Genomic DNA, 16,262 nt, shown 5'->3' on the forward strand with positions numbered 1-16,262 from the left:
TTGTACTCATTGAATAAAACAGATTGTCGTTTAAAACAGTCTCATCGATAATATGTAACATATTAGAAACATACCGGCGTCTCTGCCGTTCAATACCCCGACGCATCCAGAGGTTAGTTATGAATACCGTTTGTACCAGCTGCCAGGCCATCAACCGCATTCCCGACGATCGGGTTGAGGATGCGGCAAAATGCGGACGCTGTGGTCACGACCTGTTCGACGGGGAGGTGATCAATGCGACCGGTGAAACACTGGATAAACTGCTCAAAGACGATCTGCCCGTCGTAATCGATTTCTGGGCACCATGGTGCGGCCCATGCCGTAACTTCGCCCCGATCTTTGAAGATGTTGCCGAAGAACGCAGCGGCAAAGTTCGCTTCGTGAAGATCAACACGGAAGCGGAACGAGAGCTCAGTGCACGCTTTGGTATCCGTAGTATTCCCACCATTATGATCTTCAAAAACGGTCAGGTTGTCGACATGCTGAACGGCGCGGTTCCCAAAGCGCCATTTGATAGTTGGCTGAACGAGTCACTGTAAACTCTGCGGGGCGCATCTTGTGCCCCGTTTTCACCTCTGCGACAATAGCGTTTTTCAACGCATTCTCTATGACTGAAAACGCTGTTCTCACGCTTCGCGCTGAACGTCTGGCGCGCGCCACTCGCCCTTTTCTCGCCCGAGGCAATCGTATTCGTCGCTGCCAGCGCTGCTTGCTGCCGCTGAAACTTTGCCTGTGCGCGACGCTGTCGCCTTCTCAGGCAACGAGCCGTTTTTGTCTGGTGATGTTTGATACTGAACCGATGAAACCGAGCAATACCGGGCGTCTGATCGCCGATATTTTACCGGATACTGCCGCGTTTCAGTGGTCGCGGACAGAACCACCGCAGGCCTTGCTGGATCTGGTGAAAAACCCGACGTATCAGCCGATGGTAGTGTTCCCCGCCTCCTATGCCGATGCTGAACGTGTGGTGATTTCCACTCCACCGACAGGTAAGCCTCCGCTGTTTATTATGCTCGACGGCACCTGGCCGGAAGCGCGTAAGATGTTCCGTAAAAGCCCGTATCTCGACTCTCTCCCCGTGATCTCGGTGGATCTGTCGCGGTTGTCGGCCTATCACCTGCGTGAAGTCCATGCCGAAGGGCAGTACTGTACCGCTGAAGTCGCCATTGCGCTGTTGGATCTGGCCGGTGATACAGATGCAGCAAGCAGCCTCGGCGAGCACTTTACCCGTTTTAAAACGCGCTACCTCGCGGGAAAAACCCAACATCAGGGAAGCATCACAGCAGAATCAGCAGAAAGCGTTTAGAATCATTCGGTCACTTCTGTGTAAGGGAAACCGGTATGAGTCAGCGAGGACTGGAAGCACTTCTGCGACCAAAATCGATCGCGGTGATCGGGGCATCGATGAAGCCCAATCGGGCGGGATATCTGATGATGCGCAATCTGCTGGCAGGAGGATTTAACGGTCCCGTTTTGCCGGTAACCCCTGCCTGGAAAGCCGTTCTGGGCGTCCTGGCCTGGCCCGATATTGCCAGTCTGCCCTTCACCCCCGACCTTGCCGTGCTGTGTACCAATGCCAGCCGTAATCTGGCCTTGCTGGAAGCGCTTGGGGAAAAAGGCTGTAAAACCTGCATTATTCTCTCGGCCCCTGGCGCGCAACATGCGGAACTGCTAACCTGTGCGCAACGCTACAACATGCGTCTGCTCGGCCCTAACAGTCTTGGCCTGCTGGCACCCTGGCAGGGGTTGAATGCCAGCTTCTCGCCGGTCCCGATTAAGCGCGGCAAACTGGCCTTTATTTCTCAGTCCGCTGCGGTTTCCAATACCATTCTCGACTGGGCACAGCAGCGGGAAATGGGCTTTTCCTATTTCATTGCCCTCGGCGACAGCCTGGATATTGATGTCGATGAGCTGCTGGATTATCTGGCGCGTGACAGCAAAACCAGCGCTATTTTGCTTTATCTCGAACATCTCAGCGATGCCCGGCACTTTGTATCCGCCGCCCGTAGCGCCGCGCGCAACAAACCCATTCTGGTGATTAAGAGCGGTCGCAGCCCGGCAGCGCAGCGGTTATTGCATACCAGCGCCGGAATGGATCCGGCCTGGGATGCCGCCATCCAGCGCGCCGGTTTGCTGCGCGTGAAAGATACCCATGAGCTCTTTTCCGCAGTGGAAACGCTCAGCCATATGCGTCCTCTGCGCGGTGACAGGCTGATGATCATCAGTAACGGTGCCGCGCCTGCGGCGCTTGCGCTTGATCAACTTTGGTCCCGCAACGGCAAGCTCGCCATGCTGAGTGAAGAGACCAGCCAGAAACTGCGCGATGCTCTGCCTGCCCATGTCGAGATCGCCAACCCACTGGACCTGCGTGACGATGCCAGCATTGAACATTACACCCGAACGCTGGACATTCTGCTCGCCAGCCAGGACTTTGACGCACTGATGGTGATTCACTCCCCCAGTGCCGCCGCCCCCGCCACTGAGTGTGCACAAACGCTGATTGGAACCGTTAAGCACCACCCGCGTGGAAAATTTGTCTCGCTATTGACCAACTGGTGTGGCGAGTTTTCCTCTCAGGAAGCCCGTAGACTGTTCAGTGAAGCCGGACTCCCTACCTATCGTACTCCGGAAGGGACGATCACTGCATTTATGCATATGGTCGAATACCGGCGCAACCAGAAACAGCTGCGTGAAACGCCAGCCCTGCCCAGCAATCTGACCTCCAACACGGCCCAGGCGCATGATCTGCTTCAGCAGGCGATTGCCGATGGAGCAACCTCACTCGATACCCATGAGGTTCAGCCGATCCTGCAGGCTTATGGATTACATACGCTCCCGACCTGGATTGCCGGCGACAGCATCGAGGCCGTCCATATTGCAGAACAGATTGGCTACCCGGTCGCGCTGAAGCTGCGTTCACCGGACATCCCGCACAAATCTGAAGTTCAGGGCGTAATGCTCTACCTGCGTACGGCAAACGAAGTTCAACAGGCAGCCAATGCAATTATTGATCGTGTGAAAATGACCTGGCCACAGGCGCGGATCCACGGTCTGCTGGTGCAAAGTATGGCGAACCGTGCGGGAGCGCAGGAACTGCGCGTGGTGGTTGAGCACGATCCCGTATTTGGCCCATTGATCATGTTGGGTGAAGGCGGCGTTGAGTGGCGGCCTGAAGAGCAGGCCGTGGTGGCATTACCGCCGCTAAACATGAACCTGGCGCGTTATTTAGTGATTCAGGCGATCAAGAATAAAAAGATCCGTGGCCGCAGTGCGCTGCGCCCGTTGGATGTCGCGGGGTTAAGTCAGTTGCTGGTTCAGGTCTCAAACCTGATTGTCGACTGCCCGGAGATCCAGCGTCTGGATATTCACCCGCTGCTGGCCTCCGCCGGTGAGTTTACCGCCCTGGATGTCACGCTGGATATCGCCCCATTCGAGGGCGATAACGAAAGTCGTCTTGCCATTCGCCCCTATCCGCATCAACTGGAAGAGTGGGTGGAGATGAAAAATGGCGAGCAATGTCTGTTCCGTCCTATCCTGCCAGAAGATGAACCCCAGCTTCAGCAGTTTATTTCCCAGGTCACCAAAGAAGATCTTTATTACCGCTATTTCAGCGAGATCAATGAATTTACTCATGAAGATTTAGCCAACATGACGCAAATCGACTACGATCGGGAAATGGCGTTTGTTGCGGTGAGGCGCGTAGAACGAACGGAAGAGATCCTGGGAGTGACGCGAGCGATCTCCGATCCGGATAATATTGATGCGGAATTTGCCGTACTGGTTCGTTCCGATCTCAAAGGGTTAGGATTGGGTCGTCGATTGCTGGAAAAATTGATTACCTATACACGAGATCACGGACTGAGAAGGCTGAATGGTATTACGATGCCAAATAATCGTGGCATGGTCGCGCTGGCGCGTAAGCTTGGGTTTAGCGTGGATATCCAGCTCGAAGAGGGAATCGTCGGGCTGTCGCTGGATCTGGCTCCGCCCGAGGAATCGTGAGTAAGGTACTGGAAATGTTGACCACTTTAACGGGGACGGTGTTATCATTGCCCGCTTATGTCGTCTGCATAGCACAGAGGACCCTTCAATGAACAGAGAAGAAATGCACTGTGATGTTGTCAAAATTTAAGCGTAATAAACATCAACAACACCTTGCCCAACTACCTAAGATTTCTCAATCAGTTGATGATGTCGATTTCTTTTATGCTCCCGCCAGGTTCAGGGAGACCCTGCTGGAAAAGATAGCCAGCGCGAAGCAGCGCATTTGCATTATTGCCCTGTATCTGGAACAGGATGACGGTGGCAAAGGCATTCTTAGCGCGCTTTACGAGGCGAAACGGCAGCGTCCTGAGTTGGATGTTCGGGTACTCGTCGACTGGCATCGTGCGCAGCGTGGACGTATTGGCGCGGCAGCATCCAATACCAACGCCGACTGGTATTGCCGAATGGCGCATGAAAATCCGGGTGTCGATGTGCCGGTATACGGTGTGCCGATCAATACCCGCGAAGCCCTTGGCGTGCTGCACTTTAAAGGCTTTATCATTGATGATAGCGTCCTGTACAGCGGCGCCAGTCTTAACGATGTCTATCTGCATCAGCACGATAAATATCGCTATGACCGCTATCAGCTAATCCGCAACGCCAGAATGGCAGACATCATGTTCGAGTGGGTGACCCAGAACCTGATGAACGGTCGTGGCGTAAATCGTCTGGATAATACCCAGCGTCCGAAAAGCCCGGAGATTAAAAACGACATTCGTTTATACCGCCAGGAGCTTCGTGACGCGGCTTATCACTTCCAGGGCGATGCCGATAATGAACAGCTGTCCGTGACGCCATTGGTCGGTCTGGGGAAATCCAGCCTGCTGAACAAAACCATTTTCCACCTTATGCCCTGTGCGGAGCATAAGCTCACGATTTGCACCCCCTATTTCAACCTGCCAGCAATTCTTGTTCGCAACATCATTCAACTGCTGCGCGAAGGGAAGAAAGTTGAGATCATTGTGGGGGATAAAACCGCCAACGATTTTTATATCCCGGAAAATGAACCATTTAAGATAATTGGCGCATTGCCCTATCTCTATGAGATTAACCTGCGTCGTTTCCTGAGTCGTTTGCAGTATTACGTCAATACCGATCAACTGGTCGTTCGCTTGTGGAAAGATGACGACAATACCTACCATCTCAAAGGGATGTGGATCGATGACAAGTGGATGCTGCTGACCGGGAACAACCTCAACCCGCGCGCCTGGCGTCTGGATCTGGAAAATGCAATCCTGATCCACGATCCTAAGCAAGAGCTGGCTGCACAGCGCGAGAAAGAGCTGGCGCTAATTCGTACGCATACCACGGTCGTTAAACACTATCGTGACTTGCAGAGCATTGCCGATTACCCGGTAAAAGTTCGCAAACTGATCCGTCGATTACGTCGTATTCGAATCGACAGGCTGATAAGCCGTATTCTGTAAAAGTGAAACCCCGTCCTGAACGGGGTTTTTTCTATGGGGGCATGGTGCACGTTATTTTTCTTCTGAGCGCCTTTATTCTGTCAGGCTGTAGCCATATGGCGCAGGATAGCTGGAGTGGGCAGGACAAAGCACAGCACTTTATTGCTTCCGCGATGCTCTCAGCCGCAGGTAATGAGTACGCGCAACATCAGGGAATCAGCCGCGATCACAGTGCGATGATAGGGTTTATGTTCTCGGTCAGTCTGGGGGCGTCAAAGGAGCTTTGGGATAGCCGCCCCGCAGGGAGCGGCTGGAGCTGGAAAGACTTTGCCTGGGATGTCGCCGGTGCAACGACCGGCTATACACTCTGGCAAATGGCGCATCACTAGAGGCGCAGACCTTTCCCTTTACGATGCAACGTCAGCGAAACCAAAAATGCGACGATCGACATAACGGTAACATACCAGAAGAACGACGTTTCCATACCGACAGACTTCAGCGACAGCGCCACATATTCCGCCGAACCACCAAACAGAGCATTCGCCACGGCATAAGAAAGCCCCACTCCTAATGCACGAACCTGTGCCGGGAACATTTCAGCTTTCAATATACCGCTGATCGAGGTGTAGAAACTGACGATCAGCAGCGCGCACATTACCAGACCAAATGCTGCATACGGCGAAGTCACATTCTGAAGCGCGGTCAAAATGGGGACAGTAAACAGGGTTGCCAGCGCGCCGAAACACAGCATGGAGGTACGTCGGCCAATTTTATCTGACAACGCACCAAACAGCGGCTGCACAAGCATATAAACAAATAGCGCCGCCGTCATAATGCCGCTTGCCACATTGGCATGCATACCTGTGGTGTTTACCAGATACTTTTGCATATAGGTGGTGAAGGTATAGAAGCACAGCGATCCCGCCGCGGTGAACCCGAGCACCATGATGAACGCTCTACGGTTACGCCATAACCCTTTCAGCGAGCCCGCCTCTTTCAGCGCACGCGTTTCCTGCTTTGATGTTTCATCCAGTTGACGACGTAACCAGAGCGCCACAACCGCCAGTACTGCGCCTAATGCGAAAGGAATACGCCAGCCCCACTCTCTGAGGGCTGAATCTTCCATAGTCTGTTGTAAGACAACCACAACCAGCAGCGCCAACAGTTGACCACCGATAAGTGTGACGTACTGGAAAGAGGCGTAAAACCCCTTACGGCCCTCGACAGCAACTTCACTCATGTAGGTCGCGCTGGTGCCATACTCCCCACCAACAGATAATCCCTGGAACAAACGCGCCAGCAGTAACAGCGCCGGAGCCCAGGTTCCAATGGTTTCATAAGCTGGCAGGCAGGCGATCACCAGCGATCCCAGACACATCATACAAACGGACAATAGCATGGATTTTTTACGACCATGTTTATCGGCGATACGACCGAATAGCCAACCACCAATCGGACGCATTAAAAACCCGGCCGCAAAAACGCCTGCGGTTTGTAGTAGCTGCGTTGTCGTGTTTCCGGAAGGAAAGAAGATGTGGGCAAAATAGAGCGAGCAAAACGAGTAGACATAGAAATCAAACCATTCAACCAGATTTCCGGATGACGCGCCTACAATTGCCCATATGCGACGACGGGTATCACTATCAGTCAGTGACCCGTTCGCAGTTACACTGCTTTCAGTCATTAAAGTTGTACTCCTGCCAAAGATCCGGTTGTGTTTGCTGTCTTTTTTAGTAAATGAAATGTTATATAATTGTTATATGTTGTTGTGTGACAGCGATCGCGGTTTTAATTAGCAGGGAAAGAATTTAGGAGTAAGCGCAGGGATCAGTTGATGAGATTCATCGTGACGGCGCGCGCAGAGGTTCGACTATTCTGGACGGTCGTGTCCGTTAACCACGGAGCCTCGCCCTGACAGCAGGCCGGATAAGGCAAAGCCACACTCCAAATTTGCAGCGCAGAAACGCAAAAAGCCCATCCGTCAGGATGGGCTCTTCACTTAATTGATGCCTGGCAGTTCCCTACTCTCGCATGGGGAGACCCCACACTACCATCGGCGCTACGGCGTTTCACTTCTGAGTTCGGCATGGGGTCAGGTGGGACCACCGCGCTACAGCCGCCAGGCAAATTCTGTTTATTAACCCGCCTTTCGCCGGTTAATCTAATCTGTAATCACGCTGAAAATTTTCTCTCAATCCGCCAAAACAGCTTCGGCGTTGTAAGGTTAAGCCTCACGGTTCATTAGTACCGGTTAGCTCAACGCATCGCTGCGCTTACACACCCGGCCTATCAACGTCGTCGTCTTCAACGTTCCTTCAGGACCCTTAAAGGGTCAGGGAGAACTCATCTCGGGGCAAGTTTCGTGCTTAGATGCTTTCAGCACTTATCTCTTCCGCATTTAGCTACCGGGCAGTGCCATTGGCATGACAACCCGAACACCAGTGATGCGTCCACTCCGGTCCTCTCGTACTAGGAGCAGCCCCCCTCAATTCTCCAGCGCCCACGGCAGATAGGGACCGAACTGTCTCACGACGTTCTAAACCCAGCTCGCGTACCACTTTAAATGGCGAACAGCCATACCCTTGGGACCTACTTCAGCCCCAGGATGTGATGAGCCGACATCGAGGTGCCAAACACCGCCGTCGATATGAACTCTTGGGCGGTATCAGCCTGTTATCCCCGGAGTACCTTTTATCCGTTGAGCGATGGCCCTTCCATTCAGAACCACCGGATCACTAAGACCTGCTTTCGCACCTGCTCGCGCCGTCACGCTCGCAGTCAAGCTAGCTTATGCCTTTGCACTAACCTCCTGATGTCCGACCAGGATTAGCTAACCTTCGTGCTCCTCCGTTACTCTTTAGGAGGAGACCGCCCCAGTCAAACTACCCACCAGACACTGTCCGCAACCCGGATTACGGGCCCACGTTAGAACACCAGCCATTAAAGGGTGGTATTTCAAGGACGGCTCCACACGAACTGGCGTCCGCGCTTCAAAGCCTCCCACCTATCCTACACATCAAGGACCAGTGTTCAGTGTCAAGCTATAGTAAAGGTTCACGGGGTCTTTCCGTCTTGCCGCGGGTACACTGCATCTTCACAGCGAGTTCAATTTCACTGAGTCTCGGGTGGAGACAGCCTGGCCATCATTACGCCATTCGTGCAGGTCGGAACTTACCCGACAAGGAATTTCGCTACCTTAGGACCGTTATAGTTACGGCCGCCGTTTACCGGGGCTTCGATCAAGAGCTTCTCCTTACGGATAACCCCATCAATTAACCTTCCGGCACCGGGCAGGCGTCACACCGTATACGTCCACTTTCGTGTTTGCACAGTGCTGTGTTTTTAATAAACAGTTGCAGCCAGCTGGTATCTTCGACTGATTTCAGCTCCACGAGTAAATCGCTTCACCTACATATCAGCGTGCCTTCTCCCGAAGTTACGGCACCATTTTGCCTAGTTCCTTCACCCGAGTTCTCTCAAGCGCCTTGGTATTCTCTACCTGACCACCTGTGTCGGTTTGGGGTACGATCTGATGTTACCTGATGCTTAGAGGCTTTTCCTGGAAGCAGGGCATTTGTCACTTCAGCACCGTAGTGCCTCGTCATCACGCCTCAGTGTTAAAGTGAACCGGATTTACCTGGAACACACACCTACACGCTTAAACCGGGACAACCGTCGCCCGGCCAACATAGCCTTCTCCGTCCCCCCTTCGCAGTAACACCTGGTACAGGAATATTAACCTGTTTCCCATCGACTACGCCTTTCGGCCTCGCCTTAGGGGTCGACTCACCCTGCCCCGATTAACGTTGGACAGGAACCCTTGGTCTTCCGGCGAGCGGGCTTTTCACCCGCTTTATCGTTACTTATGTCAGCATTCGCACTTCTGATACCTCCAGCATGCCTCACAGCACACCTTCACAGGCTTACAGAACGCTCCCCTACCCAACAACACTTAGTGTCGCTGCCGCAGCTTCGGTGCATGGTTTAGCCCCGTTACATCTTCCGCGCAGGCCGACTCGACCAGTGAGCTATTACGCTTTCTTTAAATGATGGCTGCTTCTAAGCCAACATCCTGGCTGTCTGAGCCTTCCCACATCGTTTCCCACTTAACCATGACTTTGGGACCTTAGCTGGCGGTCTGGGTTGTTTCCCTCTTCACGACGGACGTTAGCACCCGCCGTGTGTCTCCCGTGATAACATTCTCCGGTATTCGCAGTTTGCATCGGGTTGGTAAGCCGGGATGGCCCCCTAGCCGAAACAGTGCTCTACCCCCGGAGATGAATTCACGAGGCGCTACCTAAATAGCTTTCGGGGAGAACCAGCTATCTCCCGGTTTGATTGGCCTTTCACCCCCAGCCACAAGTCATCCGCTAATTTTTCAACATTAGTCGGTTCGGTCCTCCAGTTAGTGTTACCCAACCTTCAACCTGCCCATGGCTAGATCACCGGGTTTCGGGTCTATACCCTGCAACTTAACGCCCAGTTAAGACTCGGTTTCCCTTCGGCTCCCCTATTCGGTTAACCTTGCTACAGAATATAAGTCGCTGACCCATTATACAAAAGGTACGCAGTCACCCCATTAAAGAGGCTCCCACTGCTTGTACGTACACGGTTTCAGGTTCTTTTTCACTCCCCTCGCCGGGGTTCTTTTCGCCTTTCCCTCACGGTACTGGTTCACTATCGGTCAGTCAGGAGTATTTAGCCTTGGAGGATGGTCCCCCCATATTCAGACAGGATACCACGTGTCCCGCCCTACTCATCGAGCTCACAACACATGCAATTTTGTGTACGGGGCTGTCACCCTGTATCGCCGGCCTTTCCAGACCGTTCCACTACCACACATGCTGATTCAGGCTCTGGGCTGCTCCCCGTTCGCTCGCCGCTACTGGGGGAATCTCGGTTGATTTCTTTTCCTCGGGGTACTTAGATGTTTCAGTTCCCCCGGTTCGCCTCGTTAACCTATGGATTCAGTTAACGATAGTGCAACGAATTGCACTGGGTTTCCCCATTCGGACATCGCCGGTTATAACGGTTCATATCACCTTACCGACGCTTTTCGCAGATTAGCACGTCCTTCATCGCCTCTGACTGCCAGGGCATCCACCGTGTACGCTTAGTCGCTTAACCTCACAACCCGAAGATGTTTCACCTCTGATTGCGAAAATTTGAGAGACTCGAACACACCATTAACAGTGTGTCGTTTCAATTTTCAGCTTGATCCAGATTTTTAAAGAGCAAATATCTCAAACATGACTCGCTGAGTCAGTTTTGAGATACAAAGGCCGGCGACTTTCACTCACACAAACCAGCAAGTGGCGTCCCCTAGGGGATTCGAACCCCTGTTACCGCCGTGAAAGGGCGGTGTCCTGGGCCTCTAGACGAAGGGGACACGAAAATTGCTTATCACGCGCTGCGTGATATTTTCGTATAGGGTGAGCTTTCATCAATAGAAAGCGAGCGGCCTTATTCTGTTCAGCCTCACTCCCAACGCGTAAACGCCTTGCTTTTTACTTTTCATCAGACAATCTGTGTGGGCACTACAAAGGCAGGTTCTTTAAGGTAAGGAGGTGATCCAACCGCAGGTTCCCCTACGGTTACCTTGTTACGACTTCACCCCAGTCATGAATCACAAAGTGGTAAGCGCCCTCCCGAAGGTTAAGCTACCTACTTCTTTTGCAACCCACTCCCATGGTGTGACGGGCGGTGTGTACAAGGCCCGGGAACGTATTCACCGTGGCATTCTGATCCACGATTACTAGCGATTCCGACTTCATGGAGTCGAGTTGCAGACTCCAATCCGGACTACGACATACTTTATGAGGTCCGCTTGCTCTCGCGAGGTCGCTTCTCTTTGTATATGCCATTGTAGCACGTGTGTAGCCCTGGTCGTAAGGGCCATGATGACTTGACGTCATCCCCACCTTCCTCCAGTTTATCACTGGCAGTCTCCTTTGAGTTCCCGGCCGGACCGCTGGCAACAAAGGATAAGGGTTGCGCTCGTTGCGGGACTTAACCCAACATTTCACAACACGAGCTGACGACAGCCATGCAGCACCTGTCTCACAGTTCCCGAAGGCACCAAGGCATCTCTGCCAAGTTCTGTGGATGTCAAGACCAGGTAAGGTTCTTCGCGTTGCATCGAATTAAACCACATGCTCCACCGCTTGTGCGGGCCCCCGTCAATTCATTTGAGTTTTAACCTTGCGGCCGTACTCCCCAGGCGGTCTATTTAACGCGTTAGCTCCGGAAGCCACGCCTCAAGGGCACAACCTCCAAATAGACATCGTTTACGGCGTGGACTACCAGGGTATCTAATCCTGTTTGCTCCCCACGCTTTCGCACCTGAGCGTCAGTCTTCGTCCAGGGGGCCGCCTTCGCCACCGGTATTCCTCCAGATCTCTACGCATTTCACCGCTACACCTGGAATTCTACCCCCCTCTACGAGACTCAAGCCTGCCAGTTTCGAATGCAGTTCCCAGGTTGAGCCCGGGGATTTCACATCCGACTTGACAGACCGCCTGCGTGCGCTTTACGCCCAGTAATTCCGATTAACGCTTGCACCCTCCGTATTACCGCGGCTGCTGGCACGGAGTTAGCCGGTGCTTCTTCTGCGGGTAACGTCAATGGCTAAGGTTATTAACCTTAACCCCTTCCTCCCCGCTGAAAGTACTTTACAACCCGAAGGCCTTCTTCATACACGCGGCATGGCTGCATCAGGCTTGCGCCCATTGTGCAATATTCCCCACTGCTGCCTCCCGTAGGAGTCTGGACCGTGTCTCAGTTCCAGTGTGGCTGGTCATCCTCTCAGACCAGCTAGGGATCGTCGCCTTGGTGAGCCGTTACCTCACCAACTAGCTAATCCCATCTGGGCACATCCGATGGCAAGAGGCCCGAAGGTCCCCCTCTTTGGTCTTGCGACATTATGCGGTATTAGCTACCGTTTCCAGTAGTTATCCCCCTCCATCGGGCAGTTTCCCAGACATTACTCACCCGTCCGCCACTCGTCAGCAAAGCAGCAAGCTGCTTCCTGTTACCGTTCGACTTGCATGTGTTAGGCCTGCCGCCAGCGTTCAATCTGAGCCATGATCAAACTCTTCAATTTAAGTTTGATGCTCTTAGAATTAAACGTCGTAATGAATTACGTGTTCACTCTTTGAGACTTGGTATTCATTTTTCGTCTTGCGACGTTAAGAATCCATGTCACTCTGAGTGCCCACACAGATTGTCTGATAAATTGTTAAAGAGCAGTGCCGCTTCGCTTTTTCTCAGCGGCGCGGGGTGTGCATAATACGCTTTCCCGCTTCAGAGTCAAGCATTTATTTCGCTTTTCTCTGTCGGTGTTCATCACTGGTTTTCACCGGAGAACCCTGCTGACCCGGCGGCTTGCGTGCCGTTGTTCCGTGTCAGTGGAGGCGCATTATAGGGAGTTATTTCGGGCTGACAAGTCAAAAATACAAAAAACTTATCGACTGCTCACTTTCCAGGCAAACCACTCTATAAACCATCATTTTAGCCTGTTTTTTAAGTAAAAGACCACCTTCTGAGAAGGTGGCTTTTGAGAATGCCCCCTGTAAGGGGGGCTACTGTCAACTTTCGATGACTACCCTAGCAATTCCATTTGCTGTTCATGCGTTTGTTCCGTTTTCTCCTGATGCCTCACATATCGTCTGATAATTTCTTCATTCACTCCCACCGTATCGACAAAGTAGCCTCGGGACCAAAAATGGTTTCCCCACAGCTTCTTCCTGATATGTGGAAAACGATTATAAAGCCTGATTGCACTGCGTCCTTTTAGATGGCCCATGAGAGTTGATATCGAGATCTTCGGTGGGATGATGACGACCAGATGCACATGATCGGGCTGAACATTTAGCTCCAGAACCTCACAATCCTTTATTCCATAGAGGATATAGATCGTCCTGTACAGCTCCTTACCCAACTTATCTTTCAGGATCCTGAATCGGTACTTGGGCGTCCAGACTATGTGGTATTTGCAACGCCAATATACATGTGATGAACTCCTGTAAAGTCCCATGTCGGTTTGTCTCCTTTTACTTGTGGTGAGTAAGCAAAGATATTCCGACATGGGCATTCTTCAGGCTATAGCCTTACAGGAGCAATCACCACCTCCCTAGGAGGTGGTTTAGGGATGACAACAAAAATGGGCTCCGAAGAGCCCATTAATTATTTCATCAAGAATTACTGTACTGCGACAATCCGATCGTCGTTTACCTCAAGACGAATCGTTTTGCCTGGAATTAACTCTCCAGACAGGATTTGCTGCGCCAGCGGGTTTTCGATCTGCTGCTGGATTGCACGTTTCAACGGACGCGCCCCATACACCGGATCATAACCATTTGCGCTCAGCAGTTTCAGCGCTTCATCAGAGATGTGGATTTCATAGCCACGCTCTTCCAGACGTTTGTACAGACGCTGCAGTTGGATCTGCGCAATAGACGCGATGTGTTGTTCACCCAACGGATGGAATACCACAACCTCATCTATACGGTTGATGAATTCCGGGCGGAAGTTGTGACTCACCACACCTAACACCAGATCTTTCATATGGCTGTAGTCGAGATCGCCAAAGCGTTCCTGAATCAAATCGGAACCCAGGTTAGAGGTCATAATGACCACCGTATTACGGAAGTCGACCGTTCTCCCCTGTCCATCGGTCAGACGACCATCATCCAGTACCTGCAGAAGAATGTTGAACACATCAGGATGCGCTTTCTCAACTTCATCAAGCAGAATAACGGAATAAGGACGACGACGAACCGCTTCTGTCAGGTAGCCACCCTCTTCATAACCGACATATCCCGGAGGCGCACCCACCAGACGTGATACGGAGTGTTTCTCCATAAACTCGGACATGTCGATCCGCACCATCGCATCATCACTGTCAAACATAAAGTTTGCCAGCGCCTTACACAGCTCGGTTTTACCGACCCCGGTTGGGCCGAGGAACAGGAACGAGCCAATCGGGCGGTTTGGATCGGCAAGACCGGCACGGCTACGACGAATCGCATTCGATACGGCTTCGACCGCTTCATTCTGACCGATCACACGGCTATGTAACTCTTGCTCCATACGCAACAGTTTTTCGCGCTCGCCTTCCAGCATTCTCGCGACCGGAATACCGGTCCAGCGCGCCAGCACTTCGGCAATTTCCGCATCCGTCACTTTATTACGCAACAGACGCATGGTTTTACCTTCCGACTGCGTCGCGGCTTCCAGCTGTTTTTCCAGCTCAGGAATTTTACCGTATTGCAGTTCTGACATCCGCGCCAGATCGCCAACACGACGCGCCTGTTCAATAGCAATCTTCGCCTGTTCCAGCTCGGCTTTGATCGTTTGTGTTCCGGAGAGCGACGCTTTTTCCGCTTTCCACTCTTCTTCTAATTCAGAGTACTGACGCTCTTTATCATCCAGCTCTTCGTTAAGCATATCGAGGCGTTTTTTACTCGCCTCATCAGACTCTTTCATTAATGCCTGCTGCTCCAGCTTGAGCTGGATAATGCGGCGGTCGAGTCTGTCCAGTTCTTCCGGCTTAGAGTCAATCTGCATACGGATGCTGGATGCCGCTTCATCGATCAGGTCGATGGCTTTATCCGGCAACTGGCGATCGGCAATGTAACGATGAGACAGCGTGGCGGCCGCGACGATTGCCGGGTCAGTAATCTGCACATGGTGATGCAGTTCATAACGTTCTTTCAGACCACGCAGTATCGCAATGGTATCTTCCACTGACGGCTCAGCCACGAACACTTTCTGGAAACGACGTTCCAGCGCCGCATCTTTTTCGATGTACTGCCGATACTCGTCGAGCGTAGTCGCCCCTACGCAGTGCAGTTCCCCACGCGCCAGCGCCGGTTTCAGCATGTTCCCGGCATCCATTGCGCCATCCGCTTTACCTGCGCCCACCATGGTGTGCAATTCGTCGATAAACAGGATGACATTCCCTTCCTGTTTGGCAAGATCGTTGAGTACGCCTTTTAAGCGTTCTTCAAATTCACCGCGGTATTTTGCCCCTGCCACCAGCGCGCCCATATCCAGCGCCAGTACGCGACGGCCTTTTAACCCTTCAGGGACTTCACCATTAATGATTCGCTGTGCCAGTCCTTCAACAATCGCCGTTTTACCGACGCCAGGCTCACCGATTAACACCGGGTTGTTTTTTGTACGACGCTGCAGAACCTGAATGGTCCGGCGGATCTCTTCATCACGGCCGATAACCGGGTCAAGTTTGCCCTGCTCGGCACGCTCAGTCAGATCGACAGTGTATTTTTTCAAGGCCTGACGTTGGTCTTCAGCCCCCTGGTCGTTCACGCTTTCACCTCCACGCATTTGTTCAATTGCCTGAGTAATATTCGCGGTCGTTGCGCCAGCCGATTTCAGTAAATCGGGCAGTGTGCCACGCGACTCAAGCGCCGCCAGAACGAACAGTTCTGACGAAATAAAGTTGTCCCCTCGCTTTTGCGCCAGCTTGTCGCAAAGATTCAGAACACGCATCAGATCCTGAGAGGGCTGGACGTCGCCGCCAGTGCCTTCCACCTGCGGTAAACGACTCAGCGCCTGATCGATGGCGGTGCGTAACTGTCCGGCATTAATACCGGCAGAGGTTAATAAAGGACGTACCGATCCCCCTTCCTGATTCAGCAAGGCGCTCATTAAATGAAGAGGTTCGATGAATTGGTTGTCGTGCCCCAGTGCGAGCGACTGGGCATCGGCAAGAGCAAGCTGGAATTTGTTAGTAAGACGATCCAGACGCATAACTCCTCCCATAACAGGTCAAATTTGCTACTGGAGATT

Annotated in this window: 8 protein-coding genes, 1 tRNA gene and 3 rRNA genes; 5 read left to right on the forward strand and 7 right to left on the reverse strand. The window is 52.5% G+C overall.

The window, feature by feature from the left end:
• Positions 1 to 119: 119 nt before the first annotated feature.
• The 5 genes from trxC (at position 120) to KI228_RS16600 (ending at position 5,839) form a co-directional block, all read left to right on the forward strand.
• The gene (trxC, locus tag KI228_RS16575) at positions 120 to 539 is read left to right on the forward strand and encodes a thioredoxin TrxC (protein WP_042999707.1); all 420 of its coding nucleotides are present in this window, start codon (positions 120 to 122) and stop codon (positions 537 to 539) included.
• 68 nt (positions 540 to 607) lie between these two features.
• Positions 608 to 1,306: a tRNA-uridine aminocarboxypropyltransferase gene (gene tapT, locus KI228_RS16580; protein WP_042999706.1), complete on the forward strand. Its 699-nt coding sequence runs from the start codon at positions 608 to 610 to the stop codon at positions 1,304 to 1,306.
• A 35-nt stretch (positions 1,307 to 1,341) separates the two neighbouring features.
• Positions 1,342 to 4,002: a bifunctional acetate--CoA ligase family protein/GNAT family N-acetyltransferase gene (locus KI228_RS16585; RefSeq protein ID WP_044253168.1), complete on the forward strand. Its 2,661-nt coding sequence runs from the start codon at positions 1,342 to 1,344 to the stop codon at positions 4,000 to 4,002.
• A 113-nt stretch (positions 4,003 to 4,115) separates the two neighbouring features.
• Positions 4,116 to 5,471, forward strand: coding sequence for a CDP-diacylglycerol--serine O-phosphatidyltransferase (gene pssA, locus KI228_RS16595; RefSeq protein WP_044253171.1), 1,356 nt, complete (start codon positions 4,116 to 4,118; stop codon positions 5,469 to 5,471).
• 41 nt (positions 5,472 to 5,512) lie between these two features.
• Entirely contained in the window at positions 5,513 to 5,839 is a 327-nt protein-coding gene (locus KI228_RS16600; RefSeq protein ID WP_061069714.1) for a YfiM family lipoprotein, read from the forward strand.
• On the opposite strand, the gene KI228_RS16605 is transcribed toward KI228_RS16600, so the two are convergent.
• From KI228_RS16605 to clpB, 7 genes are all read right to left on the reverse strand, one after another.
• Entirely contained in the window at positions 5,836 to 7,134 is a 1,299-nt protein-coding gene (locus tag KI228_RS16605) for an MFS transporter (RefSeq protein WP_061069713.1), read from the reverse strand. The two genes, KI228_RS16600 and KI228_RS16605, sit on opposite strands and share 4 nt — an antisense overlap.
• Positions 7,135 to 7,458: 324 nt before the next feature.
• A 5S ribosomal RNA gene (gene rrf, locus KI228_RS16610) occupies positions 7,459 to 7,574 on the reverse strand.
• A 96-nt stretch (positions 7,575 to 7,670) separates the two neighbouring features.
• Positions 7,671 to 10,577, reverse strand: a 23S ribosomal RNA gene (locus KI228_RS16615).
• 186 nt (positions 10,578 to 10,763) lie between these two features.
• Positions 10,764 to 10,839 (reverse strand) — tRNA-Glu (locus KI228_RS16620).
• 171 nt (positions 10,840 to 11,010) lie between these two features.
• Positions 11,011 to 12,552: ribosomal RNA gene (locus tag KI228_RS16625) — 16S ribosomal RNA — on the reverse strand.
• The 16S, 23S and 5S rRNA genes sit together here with 1 tRNA gene alongside, the layout of an rRNA operon.
• Before the next feature lie 498 nt (positions 12,553 to 13,050).
• Complete coding sequence (gene tnpA / locus KI228_RS16630; protein WP_061069712.1) at positions 13,051 to 13,485, reverse strand: IS200/IS605 family transposase; 435 nt, start codon at positions 13,483 to 13,485, stop codon at positions 13,051 to 13,053.
• 164 nt (positions 13,486 to 13,649) lie between these two features.
• Positions 13,650 to 16,223: an ATP-dependent chaperone ClpB gene (clpB, locus tag KI228_RS16635; protein ID WP_044255236.1), complete on the reverse strand. Its 2,574-nt coding sequence runs from the start codon at positions 16,221 to 16,223 to the stop codon at positions 13,650 to 13,652.
• Positions 16,224 to 16,262 lie beyond the last annotated feature (39 nt).

This window comes from Citrobacter amalonaticus (assembly GCF_018323885.1).
Taxonomy (GTDB): Bacteria; Pseudomonadota; Gammaproteobacteria; order Enterobacterales; family Enterobacteriaceae; genus Citrobacter_A; species Citrobacter_A amalonaticus.

Coding starts and splice junctions, on each gene's coding strand:
- KI228_RS16600 (WP_061069714.1), top strand. CDS start 5,513: ATGGTGCACGTTATTTTTCTTCTGAGCGCCTTTATTCTGTCAGGCTGT.
- KI228_RS16585 (WP_044253168.1), top strand. CDS start 1,342: ATGAGTCAGCGAGGACTGGAAGCACTTCTGCGACCAAAATCGATCGCG.
- KI228_RS16605 (WP_061069713.1), bottom strand. CDS start 7,134: ATGACTGAAAGCAGTGTAACTGCGAACGGGTCACTGACTGATAGTGAT.
- trxC (WP_042999707.1), top strand. CDS start 120: ATGAATACCGTTTGTACCAGCTGCCAGGCCATCAACCGCATTCCCGAC.
- tapT (WP_042999706.1), top strand. CDS start 608: ATGACTGAAAACGCTGTTCTCACGCTTCGCGCTGAACGTCTGGCGCGC.
- clpB (WP_044255236.1), bottom strand. CDS start 16,223: ATGCGTCTGGATCGTCTTACTAACAAATTCCAGCTTGCTCTTGCCGAT.
- tnpA (WP_061069712.1), bottom strand. CDS start 13,485: ATGGGACTTTACAGGAGTTCATCACATGTATATTGGCGTTGCAAATAC.
- pssA (WP_044253171.1), top strand. CDS start 4,116: ATGTTGTCAAAATTTAAGCGTAATAAACATCAACAACACCTTGCCCAA.